Origin of the sequence: Mesorhizobium sp. B2-1-1 (assembly GCF_006442975.2) — a bacterium.
Lineage (GTDB): Bacteria > Pseudomonadota > Alphaproteobacteria > Rhizobiales > Rhizobiaceae > Mesorhizobium.
This window is the reverse complement of sequence record NZ_CP083954.1, coordinates 1,638,693-1,658,780: the sequence shown is the minus strand read 5'-3', so window position 1 is coordinate 1,658,780 and position 20,088 is coordinate 1,638,693. Positions and strand designations below refer to the sequence as shown.

The window sequence follows — 20,088 nt, the reverse complement described above, 5'->3', positions numbered from 1 at the left end:
ATGTATGTCGCGGTAAAAGGCGGCGAAGCTGCAATCGCCAACGCCCACAGCCTGCTCGCTGACCGTCGGCGCGGTGACCGCTCGGTACCGGCACTGCGCCTCGACCAGATCGTCGAACAGCTGGCGCTCGGCGTCGACCGGGTGATGAGCGAAGGCTCGCTTTACGATCGCGAACTCGCCGCACTCGCTATCGTGCAGGCGCGCGGCGACATGATCGAGGCGATCTTCCTGGTGCGGGCCTACCGCACCACGCTGCCGCGCTTTGGCTATACAAATGCCATCGACACCGCCACCATGCTGGTCGAACGCCGCGTTTCGGCGACCTACAAGGACCTGCCCGGCGGCCAGTTGCTTGGGCCCACCTTCGACTACACGCACCGGCTGCTCGATCCCGAGCTTGCCGCCGGCGCCGATGTCGCCGCGCCCTTGCGGCGCGAGACGGAAGCGCAGGCAATGCCGCGCGTCTCGGCGATCCTCGCTCGCGATGGGCTGATCGAGCCGGACGGAGACATGCCTCAGGACCATGTCCCCGGCGACATCACCCGCGAGCCGCTGGAGTTCCCGATGGCTCGCGACATCCGCCTGCAGGCGCTGTCGCGCGGCGACGAGGGGTTCCTGCTGGCGCTCGGCTATTCCACGCAGCGCGGCTATGCCCGCAACCATCCCTTCGTCGGCGAGATCCGCATCGGCGAGGTCGAGCTGGAGCTCGACGTGCCCGAACTGCCTTTCGCCGTGCCGCTCGGCACGGTGCGCGTCACCGAATGCCAGATGGTCAATCAGTTCAAGGGCTCGGCAAAGGCACCACCGCAATTCACCCGCGGCTATGGCCTGGTCTTCGGCCAGAGCGAGCGCAAGGCGATGGCCATGGCACTCTGCGACCGCGCTCTTCGTGCAAGCGAACTCGGCGAGGACATTGTCGCCGCCGCCCAGGACGAGGAATTCGTCATCTCGCACTCCGACAACGTCCAGGCGACCGGCTTCGTCGAACATCTGAAGCTGCCGCATTATGTCGACTTCCAGGCCGAACTCGACCTCGTGCGCCGCATGCGCGCCGAGTACGACGCTCGCGAAAATCCCAGCAAGATTGAAGAGAAGAAAGAGGCCGCGGAATGAGCGCGCAACCGACCGACATCGCCGCCTATAACTTCGCTTATCTCGACGAACAGACCAAGCGGATGATCCGCCGCGCGATCCTCAAGGGCATCGCCATTCCCGGCTATCAGGTGCCGTTCGCCTCGCGCGAAATGCCGATGCCCTATGGCTGGGGCACCGGCGGCGTCCAGGTTACCGCTTCGATCATCGGCCCCGACGATGTGCTGAAGGTCATCGACCAGGGCGCCGACGACACCACCAATGCGGTCTCGATCCGCGCCTTCTTCAAGAAGGTCGCCAATGTCGCGGTGACGACCGACACGGCCAGCGCCAGCATCATCCAGACCCGCCATCGCATTCCCGAACATCCGCTCGCCGCGGGCCAGGTGCTGGTCTATCAGGTGCCGATCCCCGAGCCCCTGCGCTTCCTCGAGCCGCGCGAGACCGAAACGCGCAAGATGCATGCGCTGGAGGAATACGGCCTCATGCATGTGAAGCTCTACGAGGACATCGCCAAGCACGGCCGCATCGCCACCACCTACGCCTATCCGGTGAAGGTTGAGGGCCGCTATGTGATGGACCCGTCGCCGACGCCGAAATTCGACAATCCCAAGATGCACCGCTCGCCGGCTTTGCAGCTGTTCGGCGCCGGCCGCGAGAAGCGCATCTATGCGCTGCCGCCCTTCACTGATGTGGTCAGCCTCGACTTCGAGGATCATCCGTTCGAGGTGCAGACCTTCGACCAGCCCTGCGCGCTATGCGGAGCCGAGAACGTCTATCTCGACGAGGTCATCCTCGATGATCACGGCGGCCACATGTTCGTCTGCTCCGACACCGACCACTGCGAGAAGCGGCGCAGCACCCCTACCTCCCCCTTGTGGGGAGGTCGCGCCGAAGGCGCGGGTGGGGGTAGCGACCCATCGGCAGCCCCCACCCCGGCGCTGCGCGCCGACCCTCCCCACAAGGGGGAGGGTAAGGAGATACAATGACCGACGAACCCTTGCTACGCGTTTCGGCGCTCTCGAAATTCTACGGCTCGCGCGTCGGCTGCGACAACGTCACCTTCGATCTGTGGCCGGGCGAAGTCCTGGCTGTCGTGGGCGAATCCGGCTCCGGCAAGACGACATTGCTCAACTGCCTGTCGACGCGGCTGCTGCCCTCATCCGGCACCGCCAGCTACCGCATGCGCGACGGCCAGTTCCGCGAACTCTACCGCATGAGCGAGGCCGAGCGCCGCTTCCTGATGCGCACCGACTGGGGCTTTGTCCACCAGAATCCGGCCGACGGCTTGCGCATGACGGTGTCGGCCGGCGCCAATGTCGGCGAACGCTTGATGGCGGTGGGCGACCGCCACTACGGCAAGATCCGCGCCACCGCCGTCGACTGGCTGTCGCGCGTCGAGATCGAGGAAGATCGCATCGACGACGAGCCGCGCGCCTTTTCCGGCGGCATGCGCCAGCGCCTGCAGATCGCCCGCAACCTCGTCACCGGCCCGCGGCTGGTGTTCATGGATGAACCGACAGGCGGCCTCGACGTCTCGGTGCAGGCGCGCCTGCTCGATCTCTTGCGCGGCCTCGTCACCGATCTCGGCCTCGCCGCCATCGTCGTCACCCATGACCTCGCGGTGGCGCGGCTTTTGTCGCAGCGCATGATGGTGATGAAGGACGGCCGCGTCGTCGAAAGCGGCCTCACCGACCGCGTGCTCGACGACCCGCGCGCGCCGTACACGCAATTACTTGTTTCCTCGATTCTGCAGGTTTGACGATGGCGCCAAGTCACCCCCCTCTGTCCTGCCCGCAAACGAATAACGATTGGAGTACCTTCTGATGCCGACGCCTCTCGTTGTTTCCGACGTCGCCAAGAGCTTCACCATGCATCTGCGCGACGGCATCAAACTGCCTGTCGTCGCCGGTGTCTCCTTCTCGATCCGCGCCGGTGAATGCACCGTGCTCGGCGGCCCGTCCGGGGCCGGCAAGAGCTCGATCCTGAAGATGCTCTACGGCAATTACGCCGTCGACGAAGGCCAGATCATCGTCACGCACGAAGACGGGCTGATCGACCTTGCCAGCGCCAGCCCGCGCACCGTGCTTGCCGTGCGCCGCCAGACCATCGGCTATGTCAGCCAGTTCCTGCGCACCGTGCCCCGCGTATCGGCGCTCGACGTCATCGCCGAGCCGCTCGTGGAGCGCGGCGAGGATCGCGAAACAGCAAGAAGTAAGGCGCGCGCCTTGCTGGCGCGGCTCAATCTGCCGGAAAAACTCTGGGCATTGCCGCCGGCGACCTTCTCCGGCGGCGAGCAGCAGCGCGTCAATATCGCGCGTGGCTTCATCACCGAGCACCCGATCCTGCTGCTCGACGAGCCGACCGCTTCGCTCGACGCAAGGAACCGCGATGTGGTGATCGAACTCATCGCCGCCAAGAAAACGGCAGGCGTCGCCCTGCTCGGCATCTTCCACGACCATGATGTGCGCGAAGCGGTGGCCGACCGCATCATCGACGTCACCGCCTTCGCCCCGGGAAAGCTCGCCGCATGAGCAGGAAATTGTCGGAGACGCCGCTGGTCCACCCGACGGCGGACGTGGAGAATTCGACGCTTGGCCGGTGGACCGAAATCGCCGACCGCTGTCGGGTTTCGGAAAGCGAACTCGGCGACTATTCCTACATGATGCAGGACTGCGCCGTCTGGTGTGCGACGATCGGCAAATTCTCCAACATCGCGGCAAGCGTGCGCATCAACGCCACCAACCACCCGACCTGGCGGCCGACGCTGCACCATTTCACCTACCGCGCATCGGACTATTGGGACGATGCCGAACACGAGAGCGAATTTTTCGCTGAGCGCCGCGCCAGGCGCGTCACAATCGGCCACGACACATGGCTTGGCCATGGCTCGACAGTCCTGCCCGGCATCACCGTCGGCGATGGCGCCGCCGTCGGCGCCGGAGCGGTGGTATCGAAGGATGTCGCTCCCTACACCATCGTCGCCGGCGTGCCGGCAAAGCCGGTCCGCGAGCGCTTCGACCGCCGCACCGCCGAGCGCTACCAGGCGCTTGCCTGGTGGGATTGGGACCATGCGAGGCTGCGCGCCGCACTCGACGATTTCCGTCAGCTCGAGGCCGAAGCTTTCCTGGAAAAATACGGTGGATGACGGTGGTGAATGGAATAGGGCTGCTCACTATTCGCATCCCTTACACAGAGTTCGGGCAGGGGGCTGTCTTCTCGAGCCGCCTGCCTTCCGCAGCTTCAGGGACATGGAAGCACTTCGAGGAACTGATTGGTCCTGGCCTGATCGCGCACGACACGGCTGTGGGTGGTAACAAAACTGACATCAATCCGACACCGCAGGTTCATGGCGCTGCGCTAGCGAGGGTCAACAGGACCTTCAACCGCGACTGGACGGGAACGCACCATGTCAGCCACGCTCGAAATCCGCGGCGTCACCCGACGATTTGGCAAGAACACCGCCGTTAACGATGTCAGCATCTCGATCCCGCAGGGTCAGATGGTCGGCGTCATCGGCCGTTCCGGCGCCGGCAAGTCGACCCTTCTGCGTATGATCAACCGGCTCATCGATCCCAGCCATGGATCGATTTTCTTCGACGGAGCCGAGGTCTCGCAATTGCGCGGTTCGCCGCTCAGGCGCTGGCAGCGCGACTGCGCCATGATCTTCCAGCAATTCAACCTTGTGCCGCGCCTCGACGTGCTGACCAATGTGCTGCTCGGCCGGCTGAACCATCGTCCGACCCTGTCGAACCTTTTCGGCATGTTCTCGCGAACCGAATGTGCGCAGGCGGTCGCCGCCCTCGAGCGGCTCGATATCGCCCGTACCGCGCTGCAGCCCGCAGGCACCTTGTCGGGCGGCCAGCAGCAGCGTGTCGCCATTGCCCGCGCCATGATGCAGCAGCCCCGGGTGATCCTGGCCGACGAACCGATCGCTTCGCTCGACCCGCTCAACGCCAAGGTGGTGATGGATTCGCTGCAGGACATCAATTTGCGCGAAGGCATCACCGTGGTCACCAACCTGCACACGCTGGACACCGCCCGTACCTATTGCAACCGTATCATCGGCATGGCCGCGGGCAAGGTCGTGTTCGACGGGCCGCCGGAGGAGCTCAACCGCGAGGCCGTCCGTCTCGTCTATGGCGCCGACAGCAATGGCGGCGAAATCTCCGAGGCCATCACCTCCACCAGCGTTGCCTTCAAGCAAAAGATCGCCGCATCCGCCGGACCGCTCGAACCCGCGTTCCCGGGTTACTGAGAGCGGACATGGATCGCCAGCCCGCGTCAGGGCACCCGTCAAAATCACCAACGCCGCCGGCGCGGGGCCGGAACCTACAGGAGAGAAATCAGATGTTCAGGAAGATGGTTTTCAGCGCCGTTTCGGTGCTCGCAATGGCCACCGGCGCGGCGCATGCCGCCGATATGAAGGAATTCCGCGTCGGCATCCTCGGCGGCGAGAACGAAACCGACCGGCTGCGCAACTACCAGTGCCTCGCCGATCACCTGAAGGCCGAATTCGGCTTCGAGAAGGTCTCGCTGTTTCCGGCCGCCGACTATGACGGTGTCATCCAGGGCCTTCTCGGCGGCACGCTCGACTTCGCCGAACTCGGCGCTTCCGGCTATGCCAGCGTCGTCCTCAAGGATCCCAAGGCGGTGACCCCGATCCTCACCACCCAGCAGACCGACGGCGCGACCGGCTACTATTCGATCGGCCTGGCGCTGAAGTCTTCCGGCATCACCGACATCAAGTCGGCCAAGGGCAAGAAGCTCGGCTACGCCGATCCGGATTCGACCTCCGGCTATCTGATCCCGCTGACGCAGATTCCGAAGGACACGGGGGCGTCGAACGAGACCTTCTTCGCCTCGACCCAGTTCAATGGCGGCCATGAGAACAATGTGCTCGCCGTGCGAGACGGCAAGGTCGACGTGGCCGTGGACGATTCCTCCGGCATCGGCGACTTCAAGGACGGCTACACCTCCGGCACCTTCCACAAGGAAGTCGCCAAGGGCGCCGTCGACCCCAACGACTTCGTCGAGGTCTGGCGCTCGGGCCTGATCCCGAACGGTCCGCTGGTCGTGCGCACGGCGCTCGGCGACGAGATGACGGCCAAGCTGGCGGCCTTCTTCACCGACCTGCCCAAGAAGGACAAGGCCTGCTTCGAAGGCGTCGAAGGCGGTGATTTTACCGGCTACGTTCCGGTGAAGGCGGATTTCTATAACGTCATCGTCGAAGCCCGTAAGGCAGCCATCGGCGGCTAAAGGCAGAAGTCAGGAAGGGCGGCGTCGAGAAAACGCCGCCCTTCTTGCATCTCCGACCATGACCCTTTCCCTGACAGCTCCTTCCGGCGCCACGCACCAGATGGCCGACGCCTGGCGTCGCCAGACCTCCTTGCGCCGGCTCTACACCGCCATCGGCGTCGGCCTGCTGTTGGTCGCACTCGGCGGCACCATGTGGTTCGCCGACGATGCCAATGCCGGACACTTCTTCGACCGGCTTCCGCACATACTGGATTTCCTGAGCTGGCTCGTTCCCAAGGACTGGAACGATGTCTGGCGGGCGCTGTTCGACATCGCCTCCCCGCATGACACCGGCACGCAGGAATTCAACTTTCCGCTCGGCCGCGCCTATGTCTGGGGCGGCTTCTACATCCCCGAATATTTCGAGCTGATGCTGACCACGCTTAACGTGGCGCTGGTCTCGACATCAATTGGTTTCGTCTTCGCCGTGCCGTTCTCCTTCATCGCGGCGCGCAACCTGACGCCGCATCCGCTGCTGCGGCTTGTCGTCAAGCGCTTCATGGAACTGCTGCGGGCTTTTCCCGAGATCGTCATCGCCGGCCTGTTCGCGGCCATCGTTTCGATAGGTCCGATCGCCGCCATCATCGCCATCGGTCTGCATTCGATCGGCGCGTTGGGCAAGCTGTTCTATGAGATCAACGAGAACATCGACATGCGCGCCGAGGAAGGCCTGCGGGCCGTCGGCGCCAACTGGTTCGAACGGGTACGCTTTGCCGGCCTGCCGCAGGTGCTGCCCAATTTCATGTCCTATACGCTGCTCAGGATCGAGATCAACGTGCGCATCTCCACCATCATGGGCGCGGTCGGCGGCGGCGGCATCGGCGAGGAGCTGAAGCTGTCGATCTCGCGCGGCTTCGGCGCCAAGACGATAGCCTTGGTGCTGCTCCTGTTCACGACCATCTTCATCGTCGACCAGTTCTCCGCCTGGCTGCGCCGCAAGCTGGTCGGCGAACAGACCTTTGTGATGAGCGCTTGATCATGACCGCCGCCGAAATTCAGTCGATCGAGGAACGCTTCCCGCAAGTGTTCCGCCGGCCGTTCCACAAGCGTTTCGGGCCGCTGCTGCTGCTTGGCGGCATCTTGCTCTACCTGCTCTACGCGCTGTGGTTCTTCAATCTGCCGCAAGTGCTGCGGGAATCGCATTGGGAGCGGCTGCCGCTGTTCCTGACCCAGTGGATCAGTTACGACGTGCAGCCGATCTTCCGCCTCGACGAGCCGCAGATAACGGCCAAATACCCCCGCTTTTCTGTACTCGGCCCCAATCCCCACCCGGATTGGGTCAAGACCAACGCCGACGGTTCGGTGACGGTCCTCATCGACGGCACGGCGAAGTCGGTCACCTTCGACAAGGCACGAGCAACGATCGTCGCCGCTGGGACGAGCGTGGCGGTGGCGCTGGACAGCGGCAAGCCGCTGGTCTCGGGACCTGTTCCCGACTGGGTCACCGTGCATGAGGATGAGGTCGTCGCCGACATGGGCTTCGCCGGCGAGGTCCGCGTCGCCCCCGATCGCGTCAGGATCCGCAAGCGCTTTCTCGGCTGGGCGAACTTCGTCTTCGACACACGCTCGCCCTTCTTCGGAAAATCCGCCGGCGAGGTGGTGTCACTGATCACGTCGGGCCCCGAGCTGAAAGCGGGCACCTCCAATCTGGCGCTCGCCGGCAACAACATCTGGAACAATGCGCAGTGGCAGCATGGCGATGTCTGGACAAAGCTGTTGCAGACCATCGTCATGGCCTTTCTCGGCACCGCGCTCGGCGGCATCGTCGCCTTCCCGCTCGCCTTCTTCGCCGCCCGCAACATCACCCCCAACCGGCTGGTAAACCAGCTGCTCAAGCGCTTCTTCGACTTCATGCGCTCCATCGATATGCTGATCTGGGCACTGTTCTTCACGCGCGCCTTCGGACCGGGTCCGCTGGCCGGCAGCGCCGCGATCTTCTTCACCGAGATCGGCACGCTCGGCAAAACCTATTCCGAGGCGCTGGAGAACATCGATGACAAGCCGCGCGAAGGTGTTGTGTCGACAGGCGCCAACCGTCTTCTGGTGCAGCGCTACGGCGTACTGCCGGAAGTGGTGCCGGTGTTCATCAGCCAGACGCTCTATCAGTGGGAATCCAACACCAGGGGCGCAACCATTATCGGCGCCGTCGGCGCCGGCGGCATCGGCTTGAAACTGTGGGAAGCGATGCGCACCAATTCGAACTGGGCCAACGTCTTCTACATGGTGCTGCTGACGCTGGTTGTGGTTTTCATCTTCGACAACATTTCCAATTTCCTGCGCCGCAGGCTGAGCCGGACGATTCACGACTACAACAGGTTGCAGGCCGAGCAGGGCTAACCTTGTGACGCATAAGCGCGGGCATCGTATGGTGCCGCGCCAAGGGTCGACCCCCACTCCGTCGAGCTGCGCTCGACACCTCTCCCCCGATCGACGGGGGAGAGGAAAGCGCCAGGGCGTCCTGGCCGATCCTAGGCGGAGGCTCCTTTCTATCCCGAGCCACCGGGGCCCTTTCCTCTCCCTCCGGAGGGGGGAGAGGTGGCTCGGCGAAGCCGAGACGGAGTGGGGGAACCACCTGGAAACCGCCGCGAACGCAACTGGAAAATGGGCCAGGCGCAATCAACGCCTCGCCTTGCGCCAAGGGTCGCCGACGCAGGTCTTGTCGCGTCACTATCGCCCGACCAAGGCACCTAGGCGGCCTTCTTCCACCCGTTCTTGATATGCTTATATCCATCCCGATAAACCGCTTCCGGGCTCTCGGAAAAATCGCGCCACACCTTGGTCGCCGCCGCGAGATCCTTCAGCGAACGTCCAAACGCCTCGATCGTCAGCCAGTCGTCGTAGCCGCTCTTGCGGATGGCCGAGAATGTTTCCTTCCAGGGGATGTTGCCGCGCCCCGGCACGCCGCGATCGTTCTCCGATATATGGATATGCACGACATTCCTGCGATGCTTCGTATAGGCGCCGATCGGGTCGGCCTCCTCGATATTGGCGTGGAAGGTGTCGTACATCGCCTTGATGTGCGGCCGGTCGATGGCGTCGATATGCTCCGACAGGTCGGCCATCGTGTTGAGGAGGTAGCATTCGAAGCGGTTGAGCGCCTCGAGCCCGATGGTGACGTTCCTCTTGCCGGCATGATCGCCTATGGCGCGCTGCGAGGTGACGGAGCGTTTCTTCTCGGCCGCGGTCGGGCCGGATCCGGAAAAGGCGCCGAGCGTCGAATGCAAGGGGCCGCTCAGCGTTCTGGCCCCGAGGGCGTCTGCGCAATCGATCGCCCATTTCATGTAGTCGACACCGGCCTTGCGCGTTGCCGCATCGGCCGAGATCAGGTTCATCGCCGGATCGCCCATCGCTGAAACGGCGGTCCGTTCAAGCCCTATGCGATCGAGCAGCTCGCCCAATTTCCTGTAGTCGTCCGGCATGCCGGCAAAGATCGGTATCTCGACGCCGTCGAAGCCGGTGGCCTTGATGTCGCGAAGCAATGGCTCGTGCTTCTTCGATACGGCCGTCGTCCACAAGAACATGCACATGCCGATTTTCATCGACGCCCCTCCCCCAAATGATCCCCCCGCGAGATCAAATTTAAAGTTTCGTCCACACTCCATTCTTTTTCGACGATTTCACGCAGGCCTCGATGAAGGCCATGCCCTCGACGCCGTCCTGAATGGTCGGGAACACGACGTCCTTGGCAGGTTTGCCGCCCTTGCGCCGCGCGGCGCGGATGGCGCGTGCGGCCTCCTGGTAGATGTTGGCGAAGCCTTCGAGATAGCCTTCGGGATGGCCGGAGGGAACGCGGCTGACACGGCCCGCCACCGGCAGCGCGCCGGCGCCGTTGCGGGTGATCAGCTGCTTGGGCTGGCCGAACGGCGTATACCAGAGATAGTTCGGATCGGCCTGCACCCATTCCAGCCCGCCCTTCGAACCATAGATGCGCAGCTTCAGCCCGTTCTCATGGCCGGGCGCCACCTGGCTTGCCCAGATCATGCCTTTTGCCGCATGCGTCTTGCCGACCGGCTTGAAGCGCAGCATCACGTTGACATTGTCGTCGAGCTGCCGTCCCGGCACGAAGGCGTCGAGATCGGCCGACAGCGTGTCGAGTTCCAGCCCGGAGACAAAGCGGGCAAGATTGTAGGCATGCGTGCCGATGTCGCCGAGCGCGCCGCCGGCACCGGCCTGCTTGGGGTCGGAACGCCACGCCGCCTGTTTTTGACCGGTGGCGGCAAGGTCCTCCGTCAGCCAGTCCTGCGGATATTCCGACTGCACGATGCGGATGTCGCCGAGCACGCCCTTGGCCACCATCTCGCGCGCCTGGCGGATCATCGGATAGGCGGTGTAATTGTGGGTCAGCACGAACACCTTGCCGGTCTTCTCGACGATCGCCGCGAGCTTCTTTGCCTCGGCCAGCGTCGTCGCCAGCGGCTTGTCGCAGATGACATGGATGCCGGCTTCAAGAAACGCCCTGGCCGCCGGCACATGCACATTGTTCGGAGTGACGATGGCCACCGCCTCGATGCCATCCGGGCGCTTTGCCTCGGCCTTGGCCATCTCGGCATAGGACGCGTAGCTGCGCGAAGGGTCGAGCCCGAGCTCGGCGGCAGAGGCCTTGGCGCGCGCCGGATCGGACGACAGCGCGCCGGCGACCAGCACGAACTCATTGTCCATGCGCGCCGCGATCCGGTGCACCGCGCCGATGAAAGCGCCTTGCCCGCCACCGACCATGCCATAGCGGATCGGGCCGCCTCCCGTTTCCGACTTCGATGCACCGACCATGTCGTCTCCCTCGTGTCTGAGATACCTCCCCCTCGAGGGAGAGGGAAAACCCGCGCTAGATTCCCATCATGGCGCGCAGCACCTTCTTATCCGTGGCACCGCCGGCGAAATCGTCGAACGCCTTCTCCGTCACCCGGATAATGTGGTGCTGGATGAAGGGCGCGCCTTCGGCCGCGCCATCTTCCGGATGCTTCAGGCAGCACTCCCACTCCAGCACCGCCCAGGAATCATAATTGTACTGCGTCAGCTTGGAGAAGATGCCGCCGAAATCCACTTGTCCGTCGCCCAGCGAGCGGAAGCGGCCGGCGCGGTTCGTCCAGCTCTGGTAGCCGGAATAAACGCCTTGCCGCCCGGTCGGATTGAACTCGGCGTCCTTGACGTGGAAGGCCTTGATGCGCTCGTGGTAGATGTCGATGAATTCGAGATAGTCGAGCTGCTGCAACAGGAAGTGCGACGGATCGTAATTGATGTTGCAGCGCTTGTGGCCGCCGACCGCGTCGAGGAACATCTCGAACGTCGCCCCGTCGAACACATCCTCGCCGGGATGGATTTCGTAGCCGACGTCGACGCCATTGTCCTCGTAGACATCGAGGATCGGCTTCCAGCGCTTGCCTAGTTCTGCGAACGCCTCTTCGATCAATCCGGCCGGCCGCTGTGGCCAGGGATAGAGGTAGGGGAAAGCCAGCGCGCCGCTGAAGCTCACCGAGACGTCGAGCCCGAGATTGCGCGACGCCTTGGCCCCGAACTGCATCTGTTCGACCGCCCATTGTTGCCGCGCTTTGGGGTTGTTGTGCACCGAAGCCGGCGCAAAGCCGTCGAACTGCGCGTCATAGGCCGGATGCACCGCCACCAATTGCCCCTGCAGATGCGTCGATAGTTCGGTGATCTCAACGCCGGCGTCGGCACAGATGCCCTTCACCTCGTCGCAATAGGCCTTGGAAGACGCAGCCTTTTGGAGGTCGAACAAGCGCGCGTCCCAGGTCGGGATCTGCACGCCCTTATAGCCGAGGCCGGCCGCCCATTTTGTGATCGATGCAAGCGAATTGAACGGCGCTGCATCGCCCGCGAACTGCGCCAGGAACAGTCCAGGGCCCTTCATCGTCCTCGGCATCGGCATCCTCCCTCATTGTTGTCGCGCCCGAGCATAGCGCCGATTGAAGACAGAGCCAGCCACTTTGGTCTGTTCTCAACGGTCACTTGCGTGCATTGTCATTCTGGTATTACCAAACGTGGCGATTTGGTCAAGCCTTGCCACTCACATTCAGAGCCCTCCACCGTGCCACGGGAGGGCAGCATAGTCCAATATAATCAATGGAGTAATCCAGACATCAAGTTGCCATCGCACAGTTCTTGCCGCGCGTGGGAAATTGCTGTAGACCTCGTCTTGGGCCCAATTGGTCGAACCAGTTTGCGAAGAAATGCTGGAACGCCTTGGGGAGGAACCGTCCGTCACATCCGGTGACGGCATGTTGCAGGCGAACCATTAGGGACGATCCGGGAAGGACAGACCATGCATCTTTCGACGCACAACTGGATGCGCGCGGAACCGTTGGAGACGACGCTCAAGCGCATCAAGAAATTCGGCTATGAGTCGATCGAGATTTCCGGCGAGCCCGACCAGTACAAGACCAAGGAGACGCGCGCGCTCCTGAAGGAGCACGGCATACGCTGCTGGGGCGCCGTGACCTTGATGCTTGGCGAACGCAACCTTGCCGCCCGGGACCAGGGCCAGCGCGAGCGCTCCGTGCAATACGTCAAGGACGTGTTGACCATGGTCAGCGAACTCGACGGCGAGATCATCACGCTGGTTCCCGCGACCGTCGGCAAGGTCGTGCCGGACGGCACCGAGGAAGAGGAATGGAAGTGGGTGGTCGATGCCACCAGGGAGTGCTTCACCCACGCCAAGAAGGTCGGCGTCAAGATCGCGGTCGAGCCACTCAACCGTTTCGAGACCTACCTGTTCAATCGCGGCGCCCAGGCCCTGGCATTGGCCGACGCTGTCAGCCCGGAATGTGGCGTCTGCCTGGACGCCTACCACCTCCATATGGAGGAATTTAACGTTTACGACGCGATCCGTAAGGTCGGGAAGCGCCTGTTCGACTTCCATGTCGCCGATAATAACCGCTTCGCCGCAGGCCTTGGCCAGATCGACTGGCCGAAGATCGTCGCGACCTTGCGGGAGGTCGGCTATGACGGGGCGCTGACCAACGAGTTCGTCGCGCCTGTCGACCGCACCCCGGCCGCGCCCTACCCCGACATGGTCGAACGCCACCCGGTCGACATCTCGCCCGAGCAGCTCAAATTCATCCAGGATCACGGCTCCAGCGTGCTGACGGAAAAGTTCTACACCGACCAGATGCGGATCACTGCCGAAACGTTGCTGCCGCTGATCAAGTAGCCGATCCGATTGGGAATGAGCCCTCCCGCCATCCGGCGGCAGGGCCGGGGAAGACCATGCGCATCAAAAGCGTCCAGGCCTGGTGGATTCGCATACCGATCGAGGCGGCCAAGCAGCACCGCAGCGATTTCGGTCAGGTGACGACCTTCGACGCCGCCATCCTGCGCATCGAAACCGATGACGGGCTGGTCGGCTGGGGCGAAGGCAAGAACGCCGCCGGCAGCGCCGGCAGCTATGGTGCGCTCGTCCATATGCTGAACCGCGAGGTCGGGCCGCAGCTCGTCGGCCGCGATCCGGCCGATATCGGCATCATCTGGGAAATGCTCTACAACGGCGTGCGCCACGACAGCGCGGCGCGCGCCGGCCATGCCATGCCGCAGCTGGCGCGGCGCGGCATGAGCGTGGCCGCCATCAGCGCCGTCGACATCGCGCTCTGGGACATACTGGGCAAATCGCTCGGGCAGCCGGTCTGGCGGCTGATCGGTGGGCGCAAGCTCGATCGCATGCCGGCCTACGCCTCGGGTGGCTGGGCGTCCGCCGACGCGATCGGCGACCAGCTCAAATCCTATGTCGCCAGGGGCGGCTTCAAGGCGCTGAAGATGCGCATCGGCGCCATGGATGGCGCCGCGCATGTGTCGGCCGCTCGCGTTCGCGCCGCCCGTGAGGCGCTCGGCCCCGACGTCGAGTTGATGGTCGACGCCCATGGCACCTATACGGTGGCGGAGGCCAAGCGTTTCATCCATCTCGCCGGCGATCTCGACCTTGCCTGGTTCGAGGAGCCGGTGATCGCCGACGACAAGTCCGGTCTTGCCGAAGTCCGTGCCTCCGGCGCCATACCGATCGCCACCGGCGAAAGCGATGCGACCCGCTATGCCTTCCGCGACCTCGCCGTGCTCAAGGCCGCCGACATCTTCCAGCCCGATCCCGCCTTCTGCGGCGGCATCAGCGAGGCCATGAAGATCGGAACCATCGCCAGCGCCTTCAACCTGCGCTTTGCGCCGCATCTATGGGCCGGCGCGCCCTGCTTCTTCGCCGGGCTGCATGTCTGCGCCGCCTCGCCGTCGAGCTTCACCGTCGAATATTCGCTCGGTGCCAATCCGATGATCCACGACCTTGTCGAAGAGACTGTCGAAGCCAGGGACGGTATGATAGCGATCCCCGAAAAACCCGGATTGGGATTCACCATTTCGGAGCGGTTCCTGGAGGCGCACGCGCAACGCAATTGACGATGAAAGAAAACAACCTTCTCGCGGAGCTTGCCGCCTATCTGTTCTCCCATTCCGACAAGGAGACGGGCCGAACCCCGTCGGAACGCGAACTGGCGGAGCATTTCGGCGTCAGCCGCGGCCAGATCCGCGAGGCGCTGGCCATTCTCGAGGCCATGCGCATCGTCGAGCGCAGGGCCAAGTCCGGCATCTATATCGACACCAAGCAGGCCAGCGTCGAGGCGCTGGCGCTGTTCGCGCGCGCCGGCCTGCCGCTCGATCCCTTGCAGATCTACGAGACGGTCGAATTGCGCAAGATCCATGAGATCAAGGCGGCCGAACTTGCATGCTCGCGTGCCACCGAGGAGAATTTCGAACGGCTGCGCGAGATCCTGAAGGCCTCGGAAGAACGCATCGCGGCAGGCGAAGGCCTCGCCAAGGAGGACCGCGAATTCCATCTCGAGATCGTGCGCGCCACCAAGAATGGCGTCTTCCACAACATCTGCAGCGTTTACTATTTGATGGGCGAGCAGCGCCTGCCGATCTACTTCAACGATCCGGAGCGCAGCGTGCGCTCGCATGCCGAACACATCCAGATATACGAGGCGCTGCTGCGGCGCGACGGCAATCTCGCCCAGGCGCTGATGAGCGCCCACCTGCAGGGCGCGGAAAGCTACTGGAAGGGGCTGATCGAAGGCCTCGGGGCGGCGCCGCAAAACCCGACGCTCGAACAGGCCTGACGGGGATGACGCGCATCCTGTCGACGCACAGACTGCATCCGCGCGCCGCGGCCATGCTGGCGGGGGCGGGTGAGCTTGTCGTCGCCTCGGCCATCGATCCGGGCACGCTGGCCGCCGAGGCGAGGAATGCCGACATCGTCATTGTGCGCGCGCCCCTGCCGCCACTGTTGTTCGAGGGTGCCACCAGGTTGCGGGCAGCGATCCGCCATGGCGCCGGGCTCGACATGATCCCGATGGAAGCAGCGATCGCGGCAGGTGTGCTGGTCGCCAACGTGCCGGCGGTCAACGCACGCTCGGTGGCCGAGCATGTGATGTTTGCAGCCCTCGCCCTGCTTCGGCAGTTTCGTGTCGTCGACCGCGACCTGCGCGCCAAGGGCTGGCTTGCCGGTCGCGAGCACGCCAATTCCAACATCGAGCTCGCCGGCAAGACGATCGGCATCGTCGGTCTCGGCGCCGTCGGACAGGCCGTTGGCCATATCGCCGCGCATGGGTTCGACCTGAAAGTGGTCGCAACGATCCGCAGCATGCAGCCGGCGCCGGACAAGGTCGGCTTCCTGTCGATCGACGCGCTGGTCGAGCAGAGCGACATCATCGTCCTGTGCTGTCCGCTGACGCCGGAAACGCGCGGCCTGATCAGCCGCGAACGCATATCGCGCATGAAACCCAACGCGCTGCTGATCAACGTGTCGCGCGGGCCCGTCGTCGATGACGACGCGCTGATCGAGGCCTTGCGGGAGCGCCGCATCGGCGGTGCCGCGCTCGACGTGTTCTCGACGCAGCCGCTGCCACCGGATCATCCCTATTTCAGCTTCGACAATGTCGTCATCACCCCGCACATGGCCGGCATCACCGAGGAATCGATGATGCGCATGGGCGTTGGCGCGGCCGGCGAGGCCCTGCTGGTGCTGGCAGGCAAATTGCCGGTCAATCTGCGCAACCCGGAAGTGGTCGGGCACTATCGGCGACGGTTTCCCGCCGACAGCTAGACCATCGCCGTTTCGCCCCAATTCTTCGCGACGCTGGAGCCATGTCCGTTCTCCGCCTCGCATTCCTTTGCCTTGCCACCACTTCAGCGGGCCTGCTGCCCTCGCTCGCCGCGGCCAAAAGCAGCTATGTCTATTGCGACAACGGGCTGCGCTGCTTCAAGGCTCCCTGCCCATCGAACAGCGTGCTCGACCTCGCCACCGGCAAGATCATCAAGGGCGTGTCGATCGACACCGGCGGATTGCCGACGAAGGACAAGGCGATGGTCGAGGCGTCGGATGCGCTCTCTGCCGGCAAGATTGTCGTCAGGGGATCGATCGAGCGACGCACCCAGACCATCACCGGCAAGCAATACAGCCTGCCGTGGCTGATCGCGACGGCCGTCGAGCGCGCCGCCAAGGACAGCGAACGCAAGCACTGCTCTTCACACTGACATTCGGTTCAGTCCCGATCAGCCGCCCAGCAATCTCTCCACTTCAGCGGCGATGCTCAGCAGACGGCGGTCATGGCCGTGGCGCGCCACCAGCATCAAGCCGGCCGGCAGCGCCATGCCTGGTATCGGCAGCGAGATCGCGCAGAGATCGAACTGGTTGGCCACCTGCGTGTTGCGCAGCAGCAGGCCCTCCGTGCGATCGCGCAGACCGGCATCTTGCGCCAGGGAGACGAGGGTCGGCGCCGTCACCGGCGTGGTTGGCAGGGCCAGCACATCGACCGACGTCAGCCGCTCATCCGTGGCGGCGGCCAACGCAGCACGGCGACGCAGTGCCCTGATGTAAACCGGGGTCGGCAGCATTGCCGCCCGCGACAAGGGTCCGCTCACATGCGGGTCAACCGGCACCGGAGCGCCTGCCGCCAACCAGTCTGCATGCACTTCAGCCCCTTCCATCGCGGCGATCGAACCACGTTTTGTGACCGCGCGAAGGTCCGCGATCAGGTCGTCGATCGACAGGTCCGCGACCCGTGCGCCGGCCTGCTCGATCTTGCCGAGGCAGCGCTCGAACGCTGCTGCCACCGCGCCTTCAGTCTCTCCGAAAAGCACGCCGCGCGGGAGACCGATGCGCAACCCCGCAAGGGCGAGTGGCGCCGGCAGCGCCAAGTCCTCGCCCGCCATCACCGCATCGGCTGCGGCGCATTGCGCCACGGTGCGGGCGAGCGGGCCGACCGAGTCCAGCGTGGCCGACAGTGGAAAGGCGCCTGTGAGCGGCACCCGCCGCGCCGTCGGCTTGAAGCCGACGACGCCGTTAAGTGCCGCCGGAATACGGATCGATCCGCCAGTGTCGGAACCGATGGAGATTTCGCTCGTCCCCTCGCCGACGGAAACGCCGGCGCCGGAGGAAGAGCCGCCGGGAATGCGGTCGGCATCGGTCGCGTTGCCAGGCGTGCCATAGTGCTGGTTGTCGCCGATGGCGGTAAAGGCGAACTCGGTCATGTTGGTCTTGCCGATGATCACCGCGCCGGCTTGCCGCAGCCGGCGCACAATCATGGCGTCGCCAATTGCCGGCGCAGCATCCTTGAGCAGCAGCGATCCGGCCGTGGTCGCCTCGCCGCAGACATCGAACAGGTCCTTGATCGAAATGATCGTTCCGTCGAGCGGTCCGAGCCTCACGCCGGCCCTCCGCCGCGCGTCGGCGGCATCGGCTGCGGCTCGCGCGGCCTCGGTATAGAGTTTCGTGAACACACGTTCTTCACCGGCACGGGCGGCCAGGCGCGCAAGGATAGTTTCCAGGTGATCGCGGACGGATTGCATCTTCGGTGTCGGACTCCGGACCTCTGGGACGTCTTAAGCTTAGCAGCCGGCGCGTGGCGTGCCGAGACTTAACCCGGTGCGGGCGGTTTTGCACCCCTGGCGGACGCAAGGAAGAAAACGATGCTTTACAAAGGCAGCTGTCATTGCGGCAAGGTCGCTTTCGAGTTCGAGGCGGAACTGACCGGAGCCGTGCGGTGCAATTGCTCGATCTGCGCGCGCAAAGGGGCCTTGCTGTGCGCCGTTCCGCATCGGGCGCTGCGGGTACTGGCCTGGGGCGACGAGATCGGCACCTACACATTCGGCAACCACGCCATCGCGCACCGCTTCTGTCGCACCTGCGGCATCCATCCTTTCGCCGAGGATGTGCGCGAGGGGAGTGAACGCAGCGCCTATATCAATATCAACTGTGTCGCCGATGTCGATCCGTCCGCCCTGTCGATCTTCGACTTCGATGGGCGTTCAGCCTGAATTTCACCAGCAGCCTGCCGCGTCTGCCTGTCAGCGACGCCGCCATCGCAACGACAACGGCCCGAGAACCTTGATGGTTCTCGGGCCGTTGCCCGAGTCAGGGATGATTGTCGGGAGAGCCTACCCGGCGCGTTTTGGGCCGAGCGGGAACACCACGACGGCGGCCAGCAAAGTCGCCGCGCCGCAATAGGCGAAGGCACTGGCGACGCCGGCATGATCGACCAGCAGGCCGCCAAAGACGGCGCCGAGCGCAATCGCCACCTGGAAGGTGGAGACCATCAGGCCGCCGGCGCTCTCGGCTTGATCGGGCGCGGCCCGCACCAGCCATGTCTGCAGCCCGACCGGCACCGCGCCGAAGGCAAAGCCCCAGGCCGCCACGGCGGCGGCGGCGATCGCCGGCGAGGCGCCGAAGACCAGCATCGAGGCGGCGGCCACTGCGATCAGCAGGGGTGCCAGCGCGACGGCGGCCTTGAGATTGCGTTCGGCCAGGATGCCGCCGGCGATATTGCCGAAGAAGCCGCCTATGCCATAGGCCAGGAGCACCAGCGAGATTGTCTCGATGCCGAGCATCGGGATCTTCTCGAGGAAGGGGCGCACATAGGTGAAGCCGGCAAAGTGCCCCGAAGCGACCAGCAGCACGACCAGCAGCGCCACCCTGATCGACGGGCGCTCCAGCACCTCGAGCAAAGTGCGGAAACTTGCCACGCCCATCGGCGGCAGTTTCGGAATGGTGGCCACCTGCACCAACAACGCCAGCGCGGCGACGACCGTGGCGATCATGAAAGCCGTGCGCCAGCCCCAGATATCACCGACATAGGCGCCGACAGGGGCGGCGGTGACGGTGGCCAGCGAAACGCCGGTCAGGATGATCGACATGGCGCGCGGCATCAACCGCATCGGCACCAGCCGCAACGCCATGGCCGCCGACATCGCCCAGAAGCCGCCCAGCGCAACGCCGAGCACGACGCGGGCAAGCAGAAGCATGGACAGCGACGAGGCAAAGGCGGCCAAAAGGTTCGAGGCGATGAGGAATGCCGTCAGCATCCACGTCACCAGCCGGCGGTCCATGCGCCGTGTCATGATCGCCATTGTCGGAGCGGCAATGGCGCCGACGATCGCGGTCGCGGTGACCGCCTGTCCCGCAACGCCTTCGCTGACGCCGAGATCGCTCGCCATCGGCGTCAACAGGCTGGCGGGCAGGAATTCCGCCGTAACGAGACCGAAAACACCAAGCGCCAGCGAGACGACGGCGCCCCATGCCGGCTCTGTTCGTTCCTCCTGATCGACAGTGTTCAATAGGGCGGCGTCGACGACGCCCGTCGCGGGTTCGGCCATGGTCAGTCTCCGATGAAGTTGCAGCGCAACATTTGGCTGCACTGCAACATAGGG

The 20,088-nt window shown here is 64.4% G+C and carries 19 protein-coding genes and 1 pseudogene; 15 read left to right on the top strand and 5 right to left on the bottom strand.

Translation table 11 applies throughout. The features are described 5' to 3' along the window. From FJ972_RS08075 to phnE (FJ972_RS08035), 9 genes and pseudogenes are all read left to right on the top strand, one after another. Entirely contained in the window at positions 1–1,113 is a 1,113-nt protein-coding gene (locus FJ972_RS08075; protein WP_140522570.1) for a carbon-phosphorus lyase complex subunit PhnI, read from the top strand. Then, positions 1,110–1,949: pseudogene (locus FJ972_RS08070) on the top strand (alpha-D-ribose 1-methylphosphonate 5-phosphate C-P-lyase PhnJ); the annotation flags it as partial. The gene FJ972_RS08075 and the pseudogene FJ972_RS08070, both read left to right, overlap by 4 nt. A gap of 128 nt (positions 1,950–2,077) precedes the next feature. Then, the gene (gene phnK / locus FJ972_RS08065) at positions 2,078–2,854 is read left to right on the top strand and encodes a phosphonate C-P lyase system protein PhnK (RefSeq protein ID WP_056577906.1); all 777 of its coding nucleotides are present in this window, start codon (positions 2,078–2,080) and stop codon (positions 2,852–2,854) included. Positions 2,855–2,918: 64 nt separating this feature from the next. Then, on the top strand, positions 2,919–3,626 hold the full coding sequence (gene phnL, locus FJ972_RS08060) for a phosphonate C-P lyase system protein PhnL (RefSeq protein ID WP_140522572.1): 708 nt from the start codon (positions 2,919–2,921) through the stop codon (positions 3,624–3,626). Next, entirely contained in the window at positions 3,623–4,240 is a 618-nt protein-coding gene (locus FJ972_RS08055; RefSeq protein ID WP_140522574.1) for a DapH/DapD/GlmU-related protein, read from the top strand. Before phnL ends, FJ972_RS08055 begins: the two co-directional genes overlap by 4 nt. 261 nt (positions 4,241–4,501) lie before the next feature. Beyond that, positions 4,502–5,350, top strand: coding sequence for a phosphonate ABC transporter ATP-binding protein (gene phnC / locus FJ972_RS08050; RefSeq protein ID WP_140500368.1), 849 nt, complete (start codon positions 4,502–4,504; stop codon positions 5,348–5,350). Positions 5,351–5,442: 92 nt separating this feature from the next. Continuing rightward, positions 5,443–6,351, top strand: a complete 909-nt coding sequence (phnD, locus tag FJ972_RS08045) for a phosphonate ABC transporter substrate-binding protein (RefSeq protein ID WP_140500369.1) — start codon at positions 5,443–5,445, stop codon at positions 6,349–6,351. A gap of 58 nt (positions 6,352–6,409) precedes the next feature. Then, positions 6,410–7,366, top strand: a complete 957-nt coding sequence (gene phnE, locus FJ972_RS08040; RefSeq protein ID WP_140522576.1) for a phosphonate ABC transporter, permease protein PhnE — start codon at positions 6,410–6,412, stop codon at positions 7,364–7,366. Between the two features lie 2 nt (positions 7,367–7,368). Beyond that, the gene (gene phnE / locus FJ972_RS08035) at positions 7,369–8,727 is read left to right on the top strand and encodes a phosphonate ABC transporter, permease protein PhnE (RefSeq protein ID WP_140513797.1); all 1,359 of its coding nucleotides are present in this window, start codon (positions 7,369–7,371) and stop codon (positions 8,725–8,727) included. Between the two features lie 350 nt (positions 8,728–9,077). Here phnE (FJ972_RS08035) and FJ972_RS08030 read toward each other — a convergent pair whose 3' ends face one another. From FJ972_RS08030 to FJ972_RS08020, 3 genes are read right to left on the bottom strand one after another with little or no spacing between them, the layout of a single operon-like run. Next, entirely contained in the window at positions 9,078–9,929 is an 852-nt protein-coding gene (locus FJ972_RS08030; RefSeq protein ID WP_140513798.1) for a sugar phosphate isomerase/epimerase family protein, read from the bottom strand. A gap of 40 nt (positions 9,930–9,969) precedes the next feature. Continuing rightward, positions 9,970–11,157, bottom strand: coding sequence for a Gfo/Idh/MocA family protein (locus FJ972_RS08025; protein WP_140522578.1), 1,188 nt, complete (start codon positions 11,155–11,157; stop codon positions 9,970–9,972). Positions 11,158–11,212: 55 nt separating this feature from the next. Further along, positions 11,213–12,268, bottom strand: a complete 1,056-nt coding sequence (locus FJ972_RS08020; protein WP_140522580.1) for a sugar phosphate isomerase/epimerase family protein — start codon at positions 12,266–12,268, stop codon at positions 11,213–11,215. 399 nt (positions 12,269–12,667) lie between these two features. On the opposite strand from FJ972_RS08020, the gene FJ972_RS08015 reads away from it, so the two are divergent. The 5 genes from FJ972_RS08015 to FJ972_RS07995 are packed head-to-tail and all read left to right on the top strand — an operon-like array spanning position 12,668 to position 16,917. Further along, a complete protein-coding gene (locus FJ972_RS08015) occupies positions 12,668–13,555 on the top strand; it encodes a sugar phosphate isomerase/epimerase family protein (RefSeq protein WP_140500380.1) in 888 nt (295 codons plus the stop codon). A 56-nt stretch (positions 13,556–13,611) separates the two neighbouring features. Continuing rightward, a complete protein-coding gene (locus FJ972_RS08010) occupies positions 13,612–14,781 on the top strand; it encodes a mandelate racemase/muconate lactonizing enzyme family protein (RefSeq protein ID WP_140500381.1) in 1,170 nt (389 codons plus the stop codon). Between the two features lie 2 nt (positions 14,782–14,783). After that, entirely contained in the window at positions 14,784–15,500 is a 717-nt protein-coding gene (locus tag FJ972_RS08005) for a FadR/GntR family transcriptional regulator (protein WP_140513801.1), read from the top strand. 5 nt (positions 15,501–15,505) lie between these two features. Next, positions 15,506–16,486, top strand: coding sequence for a hydroxyacid dehydrogenase (locus FJ972_RS08000; protein ID WP_140522582.1), 981 nt, complete (start codon positions 15,506–15,508; stop codon positions 16,484–16,486). A 41-nt stretch (positions 16,487–16,527) separates the two neighbouring features. Beyond that, positions 16,528–16,917: a hypothetical protein gene (locus FJ972_RS07995; RefSeq protein ID WP_140522584.1), complete on the top strand. Its 390-nt coding sequence runs from the start codon at positions 16,528–16,530 to the stop codon at positions 16,915–16,917. An 18-nt stretch (positions 16,918–16,935) separates the two neighbouring features. On the opposite strand, the gene FJ972_RS07990 is transcribed toward FJ972_RS07995, so the two are convergent. Further along, entirely contained in the window at positions 16,936–18,231 is a 1,296-nt protein-coding gene (locus FJ972_RS07990) for an amidase (RefSeq protein WP_140522586.1), read from the bottom strand. A 120-nt stretch (positions 18,232–18,351) separates the two neighbouring features. On the opposite strand from FJ972_RS07990, the gene FJ972_RS07985 reads away from it, so the two are divergent. Continuing rightward, on the top strand, positions 18,352–18,699 hold the full coding sequence (locus tag FJ972_RS07985) for a GFA family protein (protein ID WP_140522589.1): 348 nt from the start codon (positions 18,352–18,354) through the stop codon (positions 18,697–18,699). Between the two features lie 120 nt (positions 18,700–18,819). Here the strand turns inward: FJ972_RS07985 and FJ972_RS07980 are convergent, their stop codons facing one another. Continuing rightward, positions 18,820–20,034 carry an MFS transporter gene (locus FJ972_RS07980; protein WP_140522591.1) on the bottom strand — a complete coding sequence of 405 codons (1,215 nt, stop codon included), beginning with the start codon at positions 20,032–20,034 and terminating at the stop codon, positions 18,820–18,822. Positions 20,035–20,088 lie beyond the last annotated feature (54 nt).

Coding starts and splice junctions, on each gene's coding strand:
- FJ972_RS08075 (WP_140522570.1), top strand. CDS start 1: ATGTATGTCGCGGTAAAAGGCGGCGAAGCTGCAATCGCCAACGCCCAC.
- phnK (WP_056577906.1), top strand. CDS start 2,078: ATGACCGACGAACCCTTGCTACGCGTTTCGGCGCTCTCGAAATTCTAC.
- phnL (WP_140522572.1), top strand. CDS start 2,919: ATGCCGACGCCTCTCGTTGTTTCCGACGTCGCCAAGAGCTTCACCATG.
- FJ972_RS08055 (WP_140522574.1), top strand. CDS start 3,623: ATGAGCAGGAAATTGTCGGAGACGCCGCTGGTCCACCCGACGGCGGAC.
- phnC (WP_140500368.1), top strand. CDS start 4,502: ATGTCAGCCACGCTCGAAATCCGCGGCGTCACCCGACGATTTGGCAAG.
- phnD (WP_140500369.1), top strand. CDS start 5,443: ATGTTCAGGAAGATGGTTTTCAGCGCCGTTTCGGTGCTCGCAATGGCC.
- phnE (WP_140522576.1), top strand. CDS start 6,410: ATGACCCTTTCCCTGACAGCTCCTTCCGGCGCCACGCACCAGATGGCC.
- phnE (WP_140513797.1), top strand. CDS start 7,369: ATGACCGCCGCCGAAATTCAGTCGATCGAGGAACGCTTCCCGCAAGTG.
- FJ972_RS08030 (WP_140513798.1), bottom strand. CDS start 9,929: ATGAAAATCGGCATGTGCATGTTCTTGTGGACGACGGCCGTATCGAAG.
- FJ972_RS08025 (WP_140522578.1), bottom strand. CDS start 11,157: ATGGTCGGTGCATCGAAGTCGGAAACGGGAGGCGGCCCGATCCGCTAT.
- FJ972_RS08020 (WP_140522580.1), bottom strand. CDS start 12,268: ATGCCGAGGACGATGAAGGGCCCTGGACTGTTCCTGGCGCAGTTCGCG.
- FJ972_RS08015 (WP_140500380.1), top strand. CDS start 12,668: ATGCATCTTTCGACGCACAACTGGATGCGCGCGGAACCGTTGGAGACG.
- FJ972_RS08010 (WP_140500381.1), top strand. CDS start 13,612: ATGCGCATCAAAAGCGTCCAGGCCTGGTGGATTCGCATACCGATCGAG.
- FJ972_RS08005 (WP_140513801.1), top strand. CDS start 14,784: ATGAAAGAAAACAACCTTCTCGCGGAGCTTGCCGCCTATCTGTTCTCC.
- FJ972_RS08000 (WP_140522582.1), top strand. CDS start 15,506: ATGACGCGCATCCTGTCGACGCACAGACTGCATCCGCGCGCCGCGGCC.
- FJ972_RS07995 (WP_140522584.1), top strand. CDS start 16,528: ATGTCCGTTCTCCGCCTCGCATTCCTTTGCCTTGCCACCACTTCAGCG.
- FJ972_RS07990 (WP_140522586.1), bottom strand. CDS start 18,231: ATGCAATCCGTCCGCGATCACCTGGAAACTATCCTTGCGCGCCTGGCC.
- FJ972_RS07985 (WP_140522589.1), top strand. CDS start 18,352: ATGCTTTACAAAGGCAGCTGTCATTGCGGCAAGGTCGCTTTCGAGTTC.
- FJ972_RS07980 (WP_140522591.1), bottom strand. CDS start 20,034: ATGGCCGAACCCGCGACGGGCGTCGTCGACGCCGCCCTATTGAACACT.